14 protein-coding genes are annotated in these 16,872 nt (G+C 40.3%); all 14 read left to right on the top strand.

What is annotated here, in order from left to right; all coding sequences use genetic code 11:
- The first annotated feature begins 52 nt into the window (after positions 1 to 52).
- The 14 genes from CW370_RS10500 to whiA all read left to right on the top strand — a co-directional run bounded on the left by CW370_RS10500 (position 53) and on the right by whiA (position 16,851).
- A complete protein-coding gene (locus CW370_RS10500; RefSeq protein ID WP_024571941.1) occupies positions 53 to 1,711 on the top strand; it encodes a DUF2339 domain-containing protein in 1,659 nt (552 codons plus the stop codon).
- A 130-nt stretch (positions 1,712 to 1,841) separates the two neighbouring features.
- The gene (locus CW370_RS10495; protein WP_185183999.1) at positions 1,842 to 2,567 is read left to right on the top strand and encodes a lipoprotein YvcA; all 726 of its coding nucleotides are present in this window, start codon (positions 1,842 to 1,844) and stop codon (positions 2,565 to 2,567) included.
- Positions 2,568 to 2,655: 88 nt separating this feature from the next.
- Positions 2,656 to 3,351 (top strand): lipoprotein YvcA, encoded by a 696-nt coding sequence (locus CW370_RS10490; RefSeq protein ID WP_101169629.1) that lies wholly within the window; start codon positions 2,656 to 2,658, stop codon positions 3,349 to 3,351.
- A 383-nt stretch (positions 3,352 to 3,734) separates the two neighbouring features.
- Entirely contained in the window at positions 3,735 to 4,457 is a 723-nt protein-coding gene (locus CW370_RS10485) for a lipoprotein YvcA (RefSeq protein WP_101169628.1), read from the top strand.
- Positions 4,458 to 4,462: 5 nt separating this feature from the next.
- On the top strand, positions 4,463 to 6,370 hold the full coding sequence (locus tag CW370_RS10480; protein ID WP_024572911.1) for a DUF6792 domain-containing protein: 1,908 nt from the start codon (positions 4,463 to 4,465) through the stop codon (positions 6,368 to 6,370).
- 14 nt (positions 6,371 to 6,384) lie between these two features.
- Positions 6,385 to 6,744 (top strand): hypothetical protein, encoded by a 360-nt coding sequence (locus tag CW370_RS10475; RefSeq protein ID WP_024572912.1) that lies wholly within the window; start codon positions 6,385 to 6,387, stop codon positions 6,742 to 6,744.
- A 164-nt stretch (positions 6,745 to 6,908) separates the two neighbouring features.
- Positions 6,909 to 8,678: a multidrug resistance ABC transporter ATP-binding protein/permease BmrA gene (gene bmrA, locus CW370_RS10470; RefSeq protein WP_101169627.1), complete on the top strand. Its 1,770-nt coding sequence runs from the start codon at positions 6,909 to 6,911 to the stop codon at positions 8,676 to 8,678.
- A 125-nt stretch (positions 8,679 to 8,803) separates the two neighbouring features.
- Positions 8,804 to 10,258 (top strand): tetratricopeptide repeat protein, encoded by a 1,455-nt coding sequence (locus CW370_RS10465; protein ID WP_017695276.1) that lies wholly within the window; start codon positions 8,804 to 8,806, stop codon positions 10,256 to 10,258.
- 380 nt (positions 10,259 to 10,638) lie between these two features.
- Entirely contained in the window at positions 10,639 to 12,048 is a 1,410-nt protein-coding gene (gene cwlO, locus CW370_RS10460; RefSeq protein ID WP_024572238.1) for a peptidoglycan DL-endopeptidase CwlO, read from the top strand.
- Between the two features lie 217 nt (positions 12,049 to 12,265).
- Entirely contained in the window at positions 12,266 to 13,216 is a 951-nt protein-coding gene (gene trxB / locus CW370_RS10455; RefSeq protein ID WP_003228139.1) for a thioredoxin-disulfide reductase, read from the top strand.
- 318 nt (positions 13,217 to 13,534) lie between these two features.
- Entirely contained in the window at positions 13,535 to 14,011 is a 477-nt protein-coding gene (locus CW370_RS10450; protein ID WP_010886622.1) for an 8-oxo-dGTP diphosphatase, read from the top strand.
- A 24-nt stretch (positions 14,012 to 14,035) separates the two neighbouring features.
- Complete coding sequence (gene rapZ / locus CW370_RS10445; protein ID WP_003243903.1) at positions 14,036 to 14,923, top strand: RNase adapter RapZ; 888 nt, start codon at positions 14,036 to 14,038, stop codon at positions 14,921 to 14,923.
- Position 14,924: 1 nt separating this feature from the next.
- Complete coding sequence (mgfK, locus tag CW370_RS10440; protein WP_003244450.1) at positions 14,925 to 15,878, top strand: gluconeogenesis morphogenetic factor; 954 nt, start codon at positions 14,925 to 14,927, stop codon at positions 15,876 to 15,878.
- 22 nt (positions 15,879 to 15,900) lie between these two features.
- Complete coding sequence (whiA, locus tag CW370_RS10435) at positions 15,901 to 16,851, top strand: DNA-binding protein WhiA (protein WP_003228147.1); 951 nt, start codon at positions 15,901 to 15,903, stop codon at positions 16,849 to 16,851.
- Positions 16,852 to 16,872: the final 21 nt, after the last annotated feature.

Below are 16,872 nucleotides of genomic sequence, written 5' to 3'. Positions count from 1 at the left end.
AAAGACATAGTATGAAAAAGCGGCTGCTAATTATTCGAAAAATGAGGAGAGAATGGTGAACGAAAAAATTGATGAACTGAACAAAAGAGTTGGACGTTTAGAACAAGAACTGGAAAGTGTCAAAAGGGAGATCGCATATCTCGCTGCTGGCAAGAAAGAACAAACAGTAGTCAAAACGGATGAGCACCCAAAAATCAACAAGGAAACCGAAGTTCCACAAAAGACGCCGGCTCCGCGAAAAGAGAACCGCACTTTAGAAAACATGGCGGGAAATTGGCTTCCGAAGATCTTTATTTTTGTTTTTCTTCTTGGTATGATTTGGGCATTTGTGGCAGCTGCAGAAAAAGGCTGGATCAACGCATATATGAGGGTAGGGGCAGGACTTATTGTCTCTATTGTGCTATATGTTCTCGGTAGCAGGTCACATAAGAAAAATGCCAGTGTATTTGGCAGTTCATTATTGGCGGGTAGTAATATTGTCTATATTGTTTCTTTGTTTGCGGGTAACATGCTGTACCAGATTATACCGACGCCGCTTACAATGATCCTTCTTGCTGCAGGCGTTGCGGGCGGTGTGTACATATCAAGGAAATACCGATCACAAACACTGATTGCGATTATCGTCGCAGGTGTTTACTTGTATCCTTTTTTATTTGGCGGGAAACAAGGAAATGAATACATCTTTTATGTATATGAGTCATTGGTTTTCGCAGGCTTAATATATGAGACAGTTAAACAAAAGTACAGCATAGCATGGAATATAGCAAACTATGCTTTCATATTAGCGATTTTTGCTTTCTTATCATTTACAGATGCGCAGGTGACGGGTTGGACACTTGCTGTATTTATCCTACAGCAGGCGATTACGATCCTATCAGCCTTACGATCGAACAGCCAATTTAAAAAAGCTGTCTATCTCACAGCTGTTACAATCGGAGCTTTTGTCGTTTTCATCACAGGGGTTGTCCTGTACATGAAAAACGATACAGCCTTATACGTCTTTTATACTGCTGCATTTGTGTTTTACCTGTTGTTAAGCTTATGGAAAAGTAAAGAATTTGCCGAAATCAAATATACGTTTTTACTCATTTCTATGATTTATTTTAATGTATTGGCAGCGGATGCATTAGCTGAAAATGTGATCTTGCTGTACATCATATTCACCTTACAAGGAATCATGATGTGTTACGTGTCATACCGCAAAAAAAGCTGGTTGATCGGCATTGCCGGAGTGATTGTATTATTACAGGCAGCCTGCGGCCTCATACAATACCCGGCACGTTCATTACACGTTCTCAGCATTGTCTCTTGGCTGCTGCTGATCAGCTCACTTTTTGGCGGCTATCTGTATTCGAAGAAAATACATTATAAACAAGTCACAACTGTTGTTTCGTCCGCTGTTTCATTGTTGCTGCTTGTATTCTTCAGCAAATTATCCATATGGATGTCGGATAGGATTGACGGCGTATCAGTAAACGTCGGAGTATCCCTGTCATGGTTTATATTTGTCATTGTGATGTATGCTGTTTATTACGCAACCAAAGACAAGACATGGAACCGAATTGGGCTGATCTTTTTATTCATTACACTTGCCAAAATAATTTTAATAGATTCTGCTTCGATTGATATTGTTTGGAGAGCGGTCTTATTCATCTTGTTAGGAGTCATTGGCCTGTTTATATCCAGAGTATTTTATTCGAAAAAAGAGTAACAATCATGTCTGGTCAAGACTGCCGATAGAACGCGGCGGTCTTTTTTCAGTATGATTCTATATTGTAATACGGATAGAACTAAATAATCATGTTGTAACAATCTATCAGTTAAACGCGTGGAGGTTTGTCATGAAAAAAATCATCTTGCTTTGCTTCTGCTTATTACTTACTCTGACAGGCGGATGCAGTATGAACACCAATGAAAAAAACAACACAAAAGACAATAAAACAGAAGCCTTAAAACCAAAAGAAATGGATCCAAAAGACCTGCCGCAAGTTCCGGCATTTCAAGATGAGAAGACGAGAGAGTACATGGTGTCAACGAAGGAAGAGGAGCCGGGGTATTATTTGCTGGAGTCTAGGCTGAAAGGGTTTAGGATGTTGTTTCCGGAGGATGCAAAATATTCGAAATATTTGTCTAGTCGTGATGAAAATGAAGAAATTATCGCATTTGATAGTTATGATAAAACAAAAAATAAAATGTTAAATGCACAAATAGAGTATTACCAAGGAACATCTTTTATTAATAATCCTGAGACAATGTTAGAGCAAGTAAGGAATGAAAATGGTTATAATGGCAATTTTGAAAAGCTAGAGCACGCAGACAAAGATATTTATATTGCTCATAAGAAAAATCATTTTCAAAACGATAAAAACAAATACAACTTTTCATACAGATATTTCGGTTATATTAACTCACCCGAGAAAAAACAAGCAGGTATCGTATTTTCGTTTATGTTTAGATGTCCAAATAATAGAAAGTCTTGTACGTTAGATAAAGATCATTTAGGAGACCAGGTTAAAAAACACGTAAAATCGATCACCTTTTTACAACAAACAGGAGAAATAAAATGAATACAAAAATATTAAGGCTAAAAATCACTTTGTAATTAAGGTCAAAAATGATTTAGGCAAATTAGCCGAAAACCCGTGGAGGTTCGTCATGAAAAAAATCATCTTGCTTTGCTTCTGCTTATTACTTGCCCTGACAGGAGGATGCAGTATGAACAACAATGAAAAAAACAACACAAAAGACAATAAAACAGAAGCCTTAAAACCAAAAGAAATGGATCCAAAAGACCTGCCGCAAGTTCCGGCGTTTCAAGATGAGAAGACGAGAGAGTACATGGTGTCAACGAAAGAAGAGGAGCCAGGGTATTATTTGCTTGAGTCTAAGCTGAAAGGATTTAGGATGTTGTTTCCGGAGGATGCGGAGTATTCCGACTCTGAAACTTCAAAGACAAACGAGTCACTATTTTTTGACAGCTTTAATAAAAAAACGAATATAGTAATGAATGTTTCAGTAAAGTTCTATCAAAATGAATCGTTTATAAACGAACCGGAGAATATGTTGGATATTATTAGCGGTAAAAATAAATACAAAGGTAATTTTGAGAAATTAGAAACGAAGGATAAAGATATTTACTTTGCCTTAAAACAAGAAAACTTTGACAAAGAAGAGAAACCATCTTATATCTTCTTTGGTTATATAAAATCGAAAAAACAAGATTATTTAGGGATGGAATATTCTTTTATGTTTAGCTGCTCCGCCAATGCAAATACATGTAAACAAAACCCGAAAGAAAATGAAGAAAAAGTTAAAAAAATAATAAACTCTACTACCTTTGGCGATATGTAAAGGAAAATACGAAGAAAGAGAGATATCTGCTCAAAGAAAAAGGCTTTTGATGATATAGAGGGAAAGAATAGTTTTTCTTATAGAGAATTAAGGGAAATAGAGTATTCGTTTCGATTTACCTACTATAAAGATGAAGAGGTTAAGTAAGAGCCGTATGATAAACGATTTTATGAAAAAAGAAGTAGGTATTTTGATGTGTTTGTGATGTTTTGCTTGATTTGTTAATGGAAAGAGAACGAAACCGAGTCCGATTTCCTATTTATCCAAATTCAGCCATGATGTAACATGAAAAAGGATAAAATAATCATTTCTTAAGCAGGTCAATAGAATTATTTTAGTATGAAAATAGAATTCTATTCTCACAAAACCCGTGGAGGTTCGTAATGAAAAAGATCATCTTTATTTGCTTCAGCTTATTACTTGCCCTGACAGGAGGATGCAGTATGAATGATAATGATAAAAACACCACAAATGACAATAAAACAGAAGCGGTAAAACCAAAAGACATGGATCCCAAGGATCTGCCTCAAGTACCTGCGTTTCAGGACGAGAAAACGAGAGAGTATATGGTGTCAACAAAAGAAGAGGAACCAGGATATTATTTGCTGGAATCTAAGCTGAAAGGGTTTAGGATGTTGTTTCCAGAGGATGGGGAGTACGTACCTGATCTTTCAAGTAAAGGAGAAAATGAGGAAACAATAGTATTTGATAGTTTCAATAAAAAAACTAACATTCAATATGACGGGCAATTAGATTATCATCAAGAAAAAAGTTTTGCGAATGACAAGGACACAATGCTTGACATTGTAAGCGGTAGAAATAGCTATAAAGGAAAATTCGAAGAAAGAGAGCTATCTGATAAAATTGTATATTCTGCTCAAAAGAAAAGTATTTTTGATGATGTAGATGAAAAGAATAATTTTTCTTATAGATTTTTTGGTTATGTTAAATCTAAAAAAGAGGATTATTTAGGAATAGAGTATTCTTTTCGTTTTTCTTGCTATAAGGGTAAAGAGGTTTGTTCATTAAAGGAAGAAGAAGCAGAAAAAAAAGTTCGGAAAATAATTGATTCTATTACCTTTTTAAAAGTTAAAAAGGAGAAATAGAGAAAATGGAAAATAAGAATATATTTGAAAATGAAAATGTAAAGCTGCGTTTAATTGACTTGGAGTACGATTATAAAGAAAGATTTGCTTCTGATACTGAAAGTGAAATAAAGAGAGCTAAAACAGATTTTGAAGTCGAGGTGCGTAGAATATACAAAGAAGAAACACATCGAGACCTTCCAAAAAGTGTGGAAATATACACATCTAATGAACTTATTAAAAAAAATTCGAAAATAGATACATCAATAAGAGAGTCCGGATATGATGGTACAGCTATTTATATTAAGGATGATAAACAACACGTTAATCAACTTCATATTATTTCAGAGGGGAGTGCTGATAACGAAGACTGGTCATACAATTTCTTTGGTCTCTTTTTAGGGATAGATGACAGCCAGTACCAAGCGACAAAAGAGTTTGTAAGAAATGCCAAAAGAGAAACAGAGAATTCTAATGATTTAAAGACCTTTGCTATGGGGCACTCACTGGCAAATAATAATCAGGTGATGGTTCAATTAATTGATGGAGAATTTGATGAAGTTTATGGGGTTAACGGAGCTCAAATAAGCGTTGACCACCTACTAGCAACTGATTTGAATTTGAGAGATAGGTTAATGCATAAATTTCATATTAGACGCTTAAAAGATATTAATGATATCCCGCCAGAAAAGTTAAAAAAAGAAATCCAAAAATATTATGAAGACAAAGGCGTCACAGCGAACATCATCCAACGCATCTCAAAAGATGACCCGCTGTATGGAGTCAGCGGCAAGGCCGATTTCATTACATTCGGTGATGTGAAGATGGCAGATACAAATACAAGTGTAAAAGGCATCCGAAACATTATGGATGGGGTTCCTGACGAAGATGTGAGGTCAATTCAAAAATTCCTTCAAAAATATAAGGATGACTATGAAAAAGACGGCTTGAACGGTTTTATAAAGGCAGCCAGCGGGATAGACATAGACCTGATTGAAAGAGTGAAAAACACAGACGGCGCTTTAAAGAAAGTAAGTGTCCTATATGAGCATTTTGATGATGTTAAGCAAATGTATGGCCGAATAAAAGAGGAACTGCCGTCGTTTTTAGGTTTTCTTCATACCTTGTTGAGAAACAGCGGACCGGTCGTAGATCAGTTAGCTGAAAATGGTTATATTGATGAAACGCAAAAGAAAGTGATCAAAAAAGAATTAACGAATATTAATGCGAGTATGCGAGGCATAGAATTACGGTACGAACATTTCATTGACCATCTAAAGCATGGCCAATTTATGCAAGCTTTAAAAGACGTTGGTGAAATAGTGGACTACGTAAAATCAATTCTGTCCTCATTGAAAACACTCGACACAGAAACAAAAGACGCACTAAAACTTATCGTCGACGGCCACAGCATCGTTCAAATGCTCAACGCCTTGTCAAAGGAAAAAGGCTTCAGCTATAAAGGCTCCGATATTTACTTTACAGGGAAGAGCGGCTCGGGAGAAACAATTCAAGTCAATCTCTCATCCGCTGTCAGAATCTATCAAAACGGTATGAAAATCGTTGAAGATATGGAAGATGCGATTTCTAAGTACCAGAAGGTTTACAGTCAGGAAATCGATGAAGATTTCATAGATAAAAAACAGGCGATCACCACGGCGATTCATCATATGGAAGAAACCCCTTCGCATTATGCCTTCGATCTTCAATTCCGGCTTGCAGCTGGTTTCAGCCACACATTCGATAAATTGGAGAAAATCTCTGTTCATGAATCATTCCACACAGGTGCGCTTCCTGCTAATGATGGAATTGTTGCTGAATTAAAAAAACAGACAACAGAAAAAAGAGATTTTATCAAAAATATCCGCGAGAGTATTGAAAAGCTGTTTGAAAAAGAAGAAATGATTTCTCAGTTATTTGATTTTCAGCCTTAGGAGGAATATGAAGAGTGACTTCCTTATTTTCAGTAAGTGAAACAGAAATTGTATCAACGACCTATATGTTTCTTACCCAAGATGAAATGAAGGGGAAAGCGGGCACCCTCAATCAACCGATCAACGACTTTCTCAGCCTGACTAAGAAATTTGAGTCTTCATTAAAAGAGGAAATCAAAGGGCAAAAAGGGTTGATTGTAAAAAAAATAAAAAAAGAGCTTGAGTCTAATAGCGAAAAACGAAAAGCTGCCCTTGAGATGATAAAAGAAGAACATACCGCAAAAGTTGATCGGTACAAAATGATAATAGAAGACCTGCGACAGCAGGATGTAACATTGACTTACAGAAAAAAGAAGCCTGTGAAAGATGTCTAACATAAAAATCTCCTATTCAAACAATGAGTGGGAGATTTTTATTTTGATCACGGCAAAAATATACTGAAAAAGTCTTTCTCCATTGATATGATTGAGAAAGAGTAAAAATCATCCTTTTGCTATGACATTTCACCTTTCTGAACGCTGAAACAGGAGGAAAATATATGCCAACCCAGAAACAAAAATCTAAAAGTAAATTGAAACCCTTTTTTGCATTAGTAAGACGGACCAATCCTTCTTATGGAAAGCTCGCCTTTGCGCTTGCCCTCAGTGTTGTAACCACGCTGGTCAGCCTGCTCATTCCATTATTAACGAAGCAGCTTGTCGATGGTTTTTCTATGTCAAATCTGTCAGGCACGCAAATCGGGTTGATCGCGCTGGTGTTTTTCGTTCAGGCCGGTTTAAGCGCTTATGCCACCTATGCGCTTAACTATAATGGACAAAAAATCATCTCCGGGCTGCGGGATTTATTATGGAAGAAATTAATTAAGCTTCCTGTCTCTTATTTCGATACAAATGCTTCCGGAGAAACAGTCAGCCGTGTAACGAATGATACGATGGTGGTCAAAGAACTGATTACAACCCATATCAGCGGGTTTATTACAGGCATCATTTCTGTCATTGGATCATTGACAATCTTGTTTATTATGAACTGGAAGCTGACACTGCTTGTGTTAGTGGTCGTTCCGCTGGCCGCTCTCATCTTGATGCCGATTGGCCGGAAGATGTTTTCTATCTCACGGGAAACGCAAGATGAAACGGCTCATTTTACAGGCCTGCTGAATCAAATTCTCCCGGAAATCAGGCTTGTCAAAGCTTCAAATGCGGAGGATGTCGAATATGGGCGCGGGAAAATGGGGATTTCGTCATTATTTAAGCTTGGCGTTCGTGAAGCCAAGGTTCAATCACTTGTCGGCCCGCTTATCTCACTCGTGTTAATGGCAGCGCTTGTCGCAGTGATCGGATATGGCGGCATGCAGGTCTCATCAGGCGAGCTCACAGCCGGAGCGCTCGTGGCTTTTATTTTATATTTGTTCCAAATTATTATGCCGATGGGCCAGATTACAACGTTTTTCACACAGCTGCAAAAATCAATCGGTGCAACAGAACGAATGATTGAGATTTTGGCAGAGGAAGAGGAAGATACAGTGACAGGAAAACAAATTGAAAATGCGCATCTCCCTATCCAGCTTGATCGCGTGTCTTTTGGATATAAGCCTGATCAGCTGATCTTAAAAGAGATCAGCGCCGTCATTGAAGCAGGTAAAGTCACAGCGATTGTCGGTCCGAGCGGCGGGGGGAAAACGACGCTGTTTAAGCTGCTTGAACGTTTTTATTCTCCGACTGCAGGGTCCATTCGGCTGGGGGACGAGCCGATTGATACTTACTCGCTTGAATCGTGGAGGGAGCATATCGGGTATGTATCACAGGAAAGCCCGTTAATGTCCGGGACAATCAGAGAAAATATTTGCTACGGGTTAGAACGAGATGTGACGGATGCTGAGATCGAAAAAGCTGCGGAGATGGCATATGCGCTCAATTTTATAAAGGAGCTGCCGAATCAGTTTGATACAGAAGTGGGCGAACGCGGCATTATGCTGTCAGGCGGACAAAGGCAAAGAATCGCGATTGCGAGAGCGCTTCTCCGTAACCCAAGCATTCTTATGCTCGATGAAGCTACCTCAAGTCTCGACAGCCAATCTGAAAAATCAGTTCAGCAGGCGCTTGAGGTGCTGATGGAGGGCCGAACAACGATTGTTATCGCTCACCGCCTATCTACCGTTGTAGATGCGGACCAGCTTTTGTTTGTTGAAAAAGGGGAAATTACCGGTCGTGGAACACACCATGAGTTAATGGCTTCCCATGGCCTTTATAGGGATTTTGCTGAACAGCAGCTGAAAATGAATGCGGACTTAGAAAACAAAGCCGGGTAAATTTTGGTCGAATCAGCCAATAAAAAAGAGGAGGGATTTTCCCAATCCTTCCTTTTGAACTATTGAGGGGCTTACGATTTATGGTATACTACTGACGGTAATATTGTATAAAACGGAGGGTAGTTGTGGGAAAACACACTTCTGAACATAAAAATCACGCACAAATTGTCCAGCTGCTTCAAGATGGACAATATTTTTTTCATAAAGGCTTGAAAGCGTATAAAGAGCGCAATCTAAAACGGGCAAGCAAACTGATTCAGCGCGCGGTTCATTTGGAGCCGGAGGATTCAGAGATGCTTTCACAGCTTGCGGTCATTTATTCGGAAATGGGCCAGTATCAAGAGTCGAACGATCTTCTTGACTATATCATGGCAAATCTGGAGGCCGAAATGCCGGAGTGCCATTACTTTAAAGCGAATAACTTTGCCCATCTGGGGCTCTTCCAGGAAGCTTATAAAGAAGCGGCCGCTTATTCTGATGCGGACCCGGATGGTGAATTCGCCGAAGAAAACGATAGTCTGCTTGATTTGCTCGATTTAGGAGACGACGGCATTGAGGATTCGTTGTATGATCAGGATGAACTGCTGGTGAAACAGGATCGGGCAAAGTCATTGCTGGAAAGCGGCCAGCTTGCTGAAGCGGTTGCGGCGCTTGAGGAAATCACAGCTGAATATCCGGAGCTTTGGTCAGCATACAACAATCTCGCGCTTGCCTATTTCTATTCAGGAAACGTTGTAAAAGCGAAGCAAACCGCTTATGAAGTGCTTTCTCATAATGAAGGAAATCTTCACGCCTTATGCAATCTTCTCGTTTTCTACTATTATGAAAGAGAAGACGAAAAAGTGGCGGAATTGAGTGATCAGCTCTCCAATGTCTATCCGATGCTAATGGAGCAGCGTTATAAATTGGGTGCTACTTTGGCGCTTGTCGGCCGCTACGAGATCGGATATAAATGGCTCAAATCATTATATAAAACCGGCTTTGAAGGTGACGACACCTTCTTTTACTGGCTTTCCTGCTCTGCTTATTTTACGGGACATACCGACTTTGCCGAGACGATCTGGAGAAAAGTCGAGTCGCAATATCCCGGCGAAGACCGCCCGGCGCCTTGGATTGAGCGGAGGGAAGCTCTTCCTTCATCTGTGGAACAGCGTCTTGCAGCCTATTATATCAGCAGCACAAAGGGAGAAACAGAGCATCTTGAAGCGGTGATACGCTCAAAGAGAATTACCGCTCCTTTTGAAAATCATTTTGTAAAGCTGCTTCTAAATGGAGATTCTGCGGCTGCTGACGTTTCAGAGGATGCACTTTTCGCCTATCAAACGGTCAAACTATTAGAGCAAGCTGAAAAAGAAGAGATGAAAACAGAAGTCATGAGCTGCTGGGTTTTCCATGTCATCCAGCAAATTCGTGCAGCTGCTCCGTTGAAGAATGAGAAAGGCTGGGCAGCAGCCATCTGTTATATTTGGAAAGAAGCCCATGGCAAGCAAGACACGAAAAAAGACACAGCGGCCCGATTCGGCATCTCTCCGGCAACGTTGACGAAATATATGAAATATATTGATGATATTCTAGAATAGTAAATTTTAAAGAGTCGATTTATTTAATCGACTCTTTTTTTGTTTGATAGATTATATTAAGAAAATAATATCGACAGTTTTTTTACACGCTTAAGAAAAATGACAAATGATGTGTGACTTGACATCTGTTTGAAACATAAATGTAATAAAATTTATCGCTAATTTGTCGAAACTTGATGGTATAATGATTCTCGTACATAAGGAATTAGTGTTTTTTACATATGATGTGAAATAAACGCTATACAACCAGAATAAGAGATGCACAGAATAATTAACCATAAACAACCATCATTCCTCGTAGAGTATGAGGAACGAAACTTGATGTTCAAAATACGATTCCAAATGAGGACAGGTTCACAGTAAAAGGGAGGATATAAAAAGTGAGAAAGAGTTTAATTACACTTGGTTTGGCTTCCGTCATCGGGACAAGCAGTTTTTTGATCCCATTTACAAGTAAAACTGCATCGGCGGAAACATTAGATGAAAAGAAACAAAAAATCGAAAGCAAGCAATCTGAGGTTGCTTCCAGCATTGAAGCGAAGGAAAAAGAATTAAGTGAGCTTCAGGAAAATCAATCAAAGATTGAAAAAGAACTGAAAGACATTAACGCTAAGGCGCTTGATACAAGCAACAAGATCGAAGATAAAAAAGAAGAAAATGATAAAACAAAAGAAGAAATCAAAAAACTGAAAAAAGAGATTAAAGAAACAGAAGCACGTATCGAAAAACGCAATGAAATCCTGAAAAAACGCGTTCGTTCTTTACAGGAAAGCGGCGGATCTCAAGGATACATAGATGTTCTTCTAGGATCAACAAGCTTTGGTGACTTTATCTCTCGTGCGACTGCGGTTTCATCTATTGTGGACGCAGACAAAGATTTAATCAAACAGCAAGAGCAGGATAAAGCGAAGCTCGAGGATTCTGAAGCGGATTTGAATGACAAGCTGAAAGAAGTTCAAGCTGCATTGGCTAAATTAGAAACAATGCAAAAAGACCTTGATAAACAGCTTAATGAAAAAGACAAGCTTTTCGACGAAGCAAAAGCAAGCCAGAAGAAAACGGCTAAAGCGATTTCTGAATTAAAATCAGAGGCGTCTGAACTTGCAAATCAAAAAGCAAATACTGAAGCTGAACAAGCACGCATCAAAAAAGAACAAGAAGCAGCGGCTGCTTTGATCAAAAAGCAGGAAGAAGCACAAAAAGCATCTGATGAAACACAAACAGATGACAGCCAAACGGCTACAACTGAATCAGCAAAAGCAAGCTCATCTGATGATTCTTCAGACAATTCTTCTAACGGTTCATCAAACAGTTCGTCTAACGGCTCATCTTCTAAGAAGAGCAGCGGCTCAAACAGCAATTCAGGCGGCACTGTTATCAGCAACTCCGGCGGAATTGAAGGCGCGATCAGCGTTGGTTCAAGCATTGTAGGACAATCTCCGTACAAGTTTGGCGGCGGACGCAGTCAGTCTGATATCAACAACCGTATTTTTGACTGCTCATCATTCGTACGCTGGGCATACGCTTCTGCAGGTGTTAACCTTGGACCTGTCGGCGGAACAACAACTGATACGTTAGTTGGCAGAGGACAAGCTGTCAGCGCATCGGATATGAAACGCGGAGACTTAGTTTTCTTTGACACATATAAAACAAACGGTCACGTTGGAATTTACTTAGGAAACGGTACTTTCCTAAACGACAATACATCTCATGGTGTATCTGTTGACTCTATGAGCAATCCTTACTGGAAAGCAGCATTTAAAGGCGTTGTAAGACGTGTTGTTCAATAATAAATAAGACAAGGGCCTTCTATGGACAGAAGGCTCTTTCTTATTAATATACATACCCTTTTGAAATACATTTAATCGCGTTTCGAAAAAAATGAGCAAAAAAATAGCGTATCATCATGAGATTTTATAGGATATGGGTAAGGAATACGTTTGATGGGGATTCTTATCTTATAAGAAAGAGCCCAAACTTGAAAAGATGGTTTAAGGAGTGAATAGTGTGTCAGAAGAAAAAATTTATGACGTGATTATAATCGGCGCGGGCCCTGCTGGGATGACGGCCGCTGTATACACATCAAGAGCGAATTTATCGACATTAATGATTGAAAGAGGAATTCCTGGCGGACAAATGGCCAATACGGAAGATGTAGAAAACTATCCTGGATTCGAAAGTATCCTTGGGCCTGAGCTTTCTAACAAAATGTTTGAACACGCGAAAAAATTCGGCGCTGAATACGCTTATGGCGATATTAAAGAAGTCGTTGACGGCAAAGAGTACAAAGTAGTCAAAGCTGGTTCAAAAGAATATAAAGCTCGTGCTGTCATCATTGCTGCTGGTGCGGAATATAAAAAAATCGGTGTGCCTGGCGAAAAAGAATTGGGCGGACGCGGTGTATCTTATTGTGCAGTATGTGACGGCGCTTTCTTTAAAGGCAAAGAACTAGTCGTTGTTGGCGGCGGAGATTCCGCGGTTGAAGAAGGCGTATATCTGACTCGTTTCGCTTCAAAAGTAACGATTGTTCACAGACGTGATAAACTCCGTGCTCAAAGTATTCTTCAAGCGAGAGCATTTGATAATGAAAAAGTTGACTTCCTATGGAACAAAACCGTGAAGGAAATTCATGAGGAAAACGGCAAAGTCGGTAACGTAACGCTTGTCGATACGGTAACCGGTGAAGAAAGTGAATTCAAAACAGACGGCGTATTCATTTACATCGGCATGCTTCCTCTGTCTAAACCGTTTGAGAATCTGGGCATTACGAATGAAGAAGGCTACATCGAAACAAATGACCGCATGGAGACAAAGGTTGAAGGAATTTTCGCTGCCGGAGACATTCGCGAAAAATCACTGCGCCAAATCGTAACGGCTACAGGAGACGGAAGTATTGCGGCGCAAAGCGTACAGCATTATGTTGAAGAGCTTCAAGAAACGCTGAAAACCTTAAAATAAAAAGGGCTGTCATACGAGTTTCACATTACGTTACTGGGTTTTAATTCCGCTGTAACACATGTGTAATGCTTTTCGGTTATGATTAATAAAGTAATTGACCCCCTTTTTATAATGAATACACTTTTTTGGCACGGATTCTCCAGTTATCCGTGTCCTTTTTTTGTCCATAAATAAAAGATGAATGCCAGTTACAGCAAAATCATCTGAATTAAGGAATGAATATGCTGTAAAATAGAAGAAAAGATTGTCAATGTCTCTTCATTGTGGGAGGCATCTTGAAGCGGTATAATAAAGAGACGATGACAGGACGAAGGTTAGGTGACGTACTTGCAAAGAGTGACAAATTGTGTGCTTCAGACGGATGACAAAGTTCTTCTGCTTCAAAAGCCGAGACGCGGATGGTGGGTCGCGCCGGGAGGCAAGATGGAGAGCGGAGAATCAGTCAGAGACTCCGTCATCAGAGAGTACAGAGAAGAGACTGGTATCTATATCATAAATCCTCAATTAAAAGGCGTTTTTACCTTTATTATTAAAGACGGTGACCACATTGTCTCCGAGTGGATGATGTTTACGTTTGTCGCGGATTCTTATACAGGACAAAATGTATCAGAATCAGAGGAAGGCAAACTGCAGTGGCACGATGTCAATGACATTCAGAACCTGCCTATGGCCCCTGGAGACGGCCATATCCTTGATTTTATGATGAAGGGACAAGGGCTGCTGCACGGCACATTTACGTATACACCGGAATTTGAGCTGCTCAGTTATCGTTTAGACCCGCAGCACATCAAATAGAAAGACAAGTCAGGGGGGAGAAAGATGAGTGTTAGTGAATCACATGATATTCAGCTTGTCATTATAACCGGAATGTCGGGAGCGGGGAAAACTGTCGCGATCCAAAGCTTTGAAGATCTCGGCTATTTCTGCGTCGATAATCTTCCGCCTTCATTGCTTCCGAAGTTTTTAGAGCTGATGAAGGAATCAAATTCGAAAATGAGCAAAGTTGCGCTCGTGATGGATTTGCGCGGCCGCGAATTTTTTGACCGGCTGATTGAAGCGCTGGATGAAATGGCCGAAAATCCGTGGATCACACCGCGAATTTTATTCCTGGACGCGAAGGATTCCATTCTCGTCACAAGATATAAAGAAACGAGACGCTCGCATCCTTTGGCAGCGACTGGCCTGCCGCTTGAAGGCATCGCGCTGGAACGAGAGCTGCTTGAGGAATTAAAAGGCCGCTCTCAAATCATTTACGATACGTCTGACATGAAGCCGCGTGATTTGCGTGAAAAAATCGTGAAGCACTTTGCGACAAACCAAGGAGAGACATTTACCGTGAATGTCATGTCATTTGGTTTTAAATACGGTATTCCAATTGATGCAGATCTCGTCTTTGATGTCAGATTTTTGCCGAATCCGTACTATATCGAAAGCATGCGGCCGCTGACTGGCAAGGATAAAGAGGTTTCCTCTTACGTCATGAAGTGGAATGAAACACAAAAGTTCAATGAGAAATTAATTGATCTGCTGAGCTTTATGCTTCCATCTTACAAAAGAGAAGGAAAAAGCCAGGTTGTCATTGCGATCGGCTGCACAGGGGGCCAGCACCGCTCTGTGACATTAGCCGAGAATTTAGCTGATTATTTCAAAAAGGATTACTATACTCATGTTACTCACCGGGACATTGAAAAGAGAAGCCGGAAATAAGATGGGACAAAAGCCGAAAATCGCAATCTTTGGCGGCGGTACAGGTCTTTCTGTATTGCTTAGGGGCTTAAAGCATAAACCTGTTGACATCACGGCCATTGTAACAGTTGCCGATGATGGGGGAAGCTCTGGCCGTCTGCGGAATGAACTGAAAATTCCGCCTCCCGGAGACATCAGAAATGTGCTTGCCGCTTTATCCGATGTGGAGCCGCTTGTTGAAGATCTTTTTCAGCACCGCTTCAATAAAGGGAATGACTTAACAGGCCATTCTCTCGGGAATTTGATTTTGGCAGCGATGACAAATATAACCGGTGATTTTTTTCACGCTGTCACAGAAATGAGCAAGGTGCTGAATGTAAGAGGAAAGGTTTTGCCGGCTGCCAATGCCAGTGTTGTTTTGCATGCTGAGATGGAAGACGGCCGCGTGGTCTCAGGCGAGTCAACGATCCCGGAATACGGACAGCGTATTAAGCGTGTTTTTCTCACGCCTGAACAGATTGATCCGCTGCCGGAAACAATAGACGTGATCAGGGAAGCGGATTTGATTATTATCGGCCCGGGAAGCCTCTATACAAGCATTCTTCCCAATTTGCTCGTCCCAAAAATCGGGGAAGAAGTGATAAAGGCGCCGGCGAAAAAAGTATACATTTGCAACGTGATGACTCAGCCCGGCGAAACGCTCCATTACACCGCTGCTGATCATGTGAAAGCGCTCAATCAGCATATGGGCTGCGGTTTTATTGATACGATATTAGTAAACAGTGAAGACATTCCCGACGAAATAAAGCGTAAGTACGAAATGGAATCGGCGCGTCCTGTTGATTTTGATATCGAAGAACTGAAAGCGATGGGGCTTGAAGTCATCAGAGATCAAATTGTAACGTATAAAAATGACGTAATACGTCACGATACACATAAAGTGGCCTCTCTTCTTGTTGATTTACTGAAAGAATGAAGCCTTGAAATGAGGTGGCTATATGTCATTTGCATCAGAAACAAAAAAAGAATTAACGAATCTGGAAGTGAAGGACTGCTGCATTAATGCCGAGCTGTCTGCACTCATTCGGATGAATGGAGCTTTATCATTTACAAACCGCCATCTCGTACTCGATGTTCAAACCGAAAACGCGGCGATTGCCCGCCGCATCTATACATTGCTGAAAAAACAATATGATGTGTCGGTCGAGCTGCTGGTCAGAAAGAAAATGCGGCTGAAAAAGAATAACGTCTATATTGTGCGTTTTTCAGAAAATGCAAAAACGATCTTAGAGGATTTAAAAATACTCGGGGAGAACTTTGTGTTTGAACGAAGTATTTCGAAAGAGCTGGTTAAAAAGAGGTGCTGCAAGCGTTCTTATATGAGAGGAGCATTTTTGGCAGGAGGTTCGGTCAATAACCCGGAAACCTCCTCGTATCATTTAGAAATCTTCTCTCTTTATAAGGAGCATAACGATTCATTATGTGACCTGTTAAATGAGTTTCAGTTAAACAGCAAAACGCTTGAACGGAAAAAAGGCTACATTACCTATTTAAAAGAGGCTGAAAAGATTACAGAGTTTCTGAACGTAATCGGCGCTCACAATTCGCTTCTGCGATTTGAGGATGTCAGAATCGTTCGGGACATGAGAAATTCGGTCAACCGCCTTGTCAATTGTGAAACAGCCAACTTAAACAAAACGATCGGCGCATCGCTGAGACAGGTGGAAAATATTAAATACATCGATGAAAGAATCGGCCTGGAGGCGCTGCCTGAAAAACTTCGGGAAATTGCGCAGCTTCGGATTGATTATCAGGAAGTGACGCTGAAAGAGCTGGGGGAAATGGTAGCAAGCGGGAAAATCAGCAAATCAGGGATCAATCACAGGCTGAGAAAACTTGACGAAATCGCAGAACAGCTGCGGACAGGGCAAACCGTCACTTTAAAATAACCGTAAAGAAAAGGGGAGATC

Source organism: Bacillus sp. SN32 (genome assembly GCF_002837495.1).
Lineage (GTDB): Bacteria > Bacillota > Bacilli > Bacillales > Bacillaceae > Bacillus > Bacillus subtilis.
The sequence above is the reverse complement of the archived record's forward strand: the minus strand, read 5'-3'. Positions and strand labels throughout refer to the sequence as shown.

Coding starts and splice junctions, on each gene's coding strand:
- CW370_RS10485 (WP_101169628.1), top strand. CDS start 3,735: ATGAAAAAGATCATCTTTATTTGCTTCAGCTTATTACTTGCCCTGACA.
- rapZ (WP_003243903.1), top strand. CDS start 14,036: ATGAGTGTTAGTGAATCACATGATATTCAGCTTGTCATTATAACCGGA.
- CW370_RS10490 (WP_101169629.1), top strand. CDS start 2,656: ATGAAAAAAATCATCTTGCTTTGCTTCTGCTTATTACTTGCCCTGACA.
- CW370_RS10500 (WP_024571941.1), top strand. CDS start 53: ATGGTGAACGAAAAAATTGATGAACTGAACAAAAGAGTTGGACGTTTA.
- whiA (WP_003228147.1), top strand. CDS start 15,901: ATGTCATTTGCATCAGAAACAAAAAAAGAATTAACGAATCTGGAAGTG.
- CW370_RS10495 (WP_185183999.1), top strand. CDS start 1,842: ATGAAAAAAATCATCTTGCTTTGCTTCTGCTTATTACTTACTCTGACA.
- bmrA (WP_101169627.1), top strand. CDS start 6,909: ATGCCAACCCAGAAACAAAAATCTAAAAGTAAATTGAAACCCTTTTTT.
- CW370_RS10480 (WP_024572911.1), top strand. CDS start 4,463: ATGGAAAATAAGAATATATTTGAAAATGAAAATGTAAAGCTGCGTTTA.
- mgfK (WP_003244450.1), top strand. CDS start 14,925: ATGGGACAAAAGCCGAAAATCGCAATCTTTGGCGGCGGTACAGGTCTT.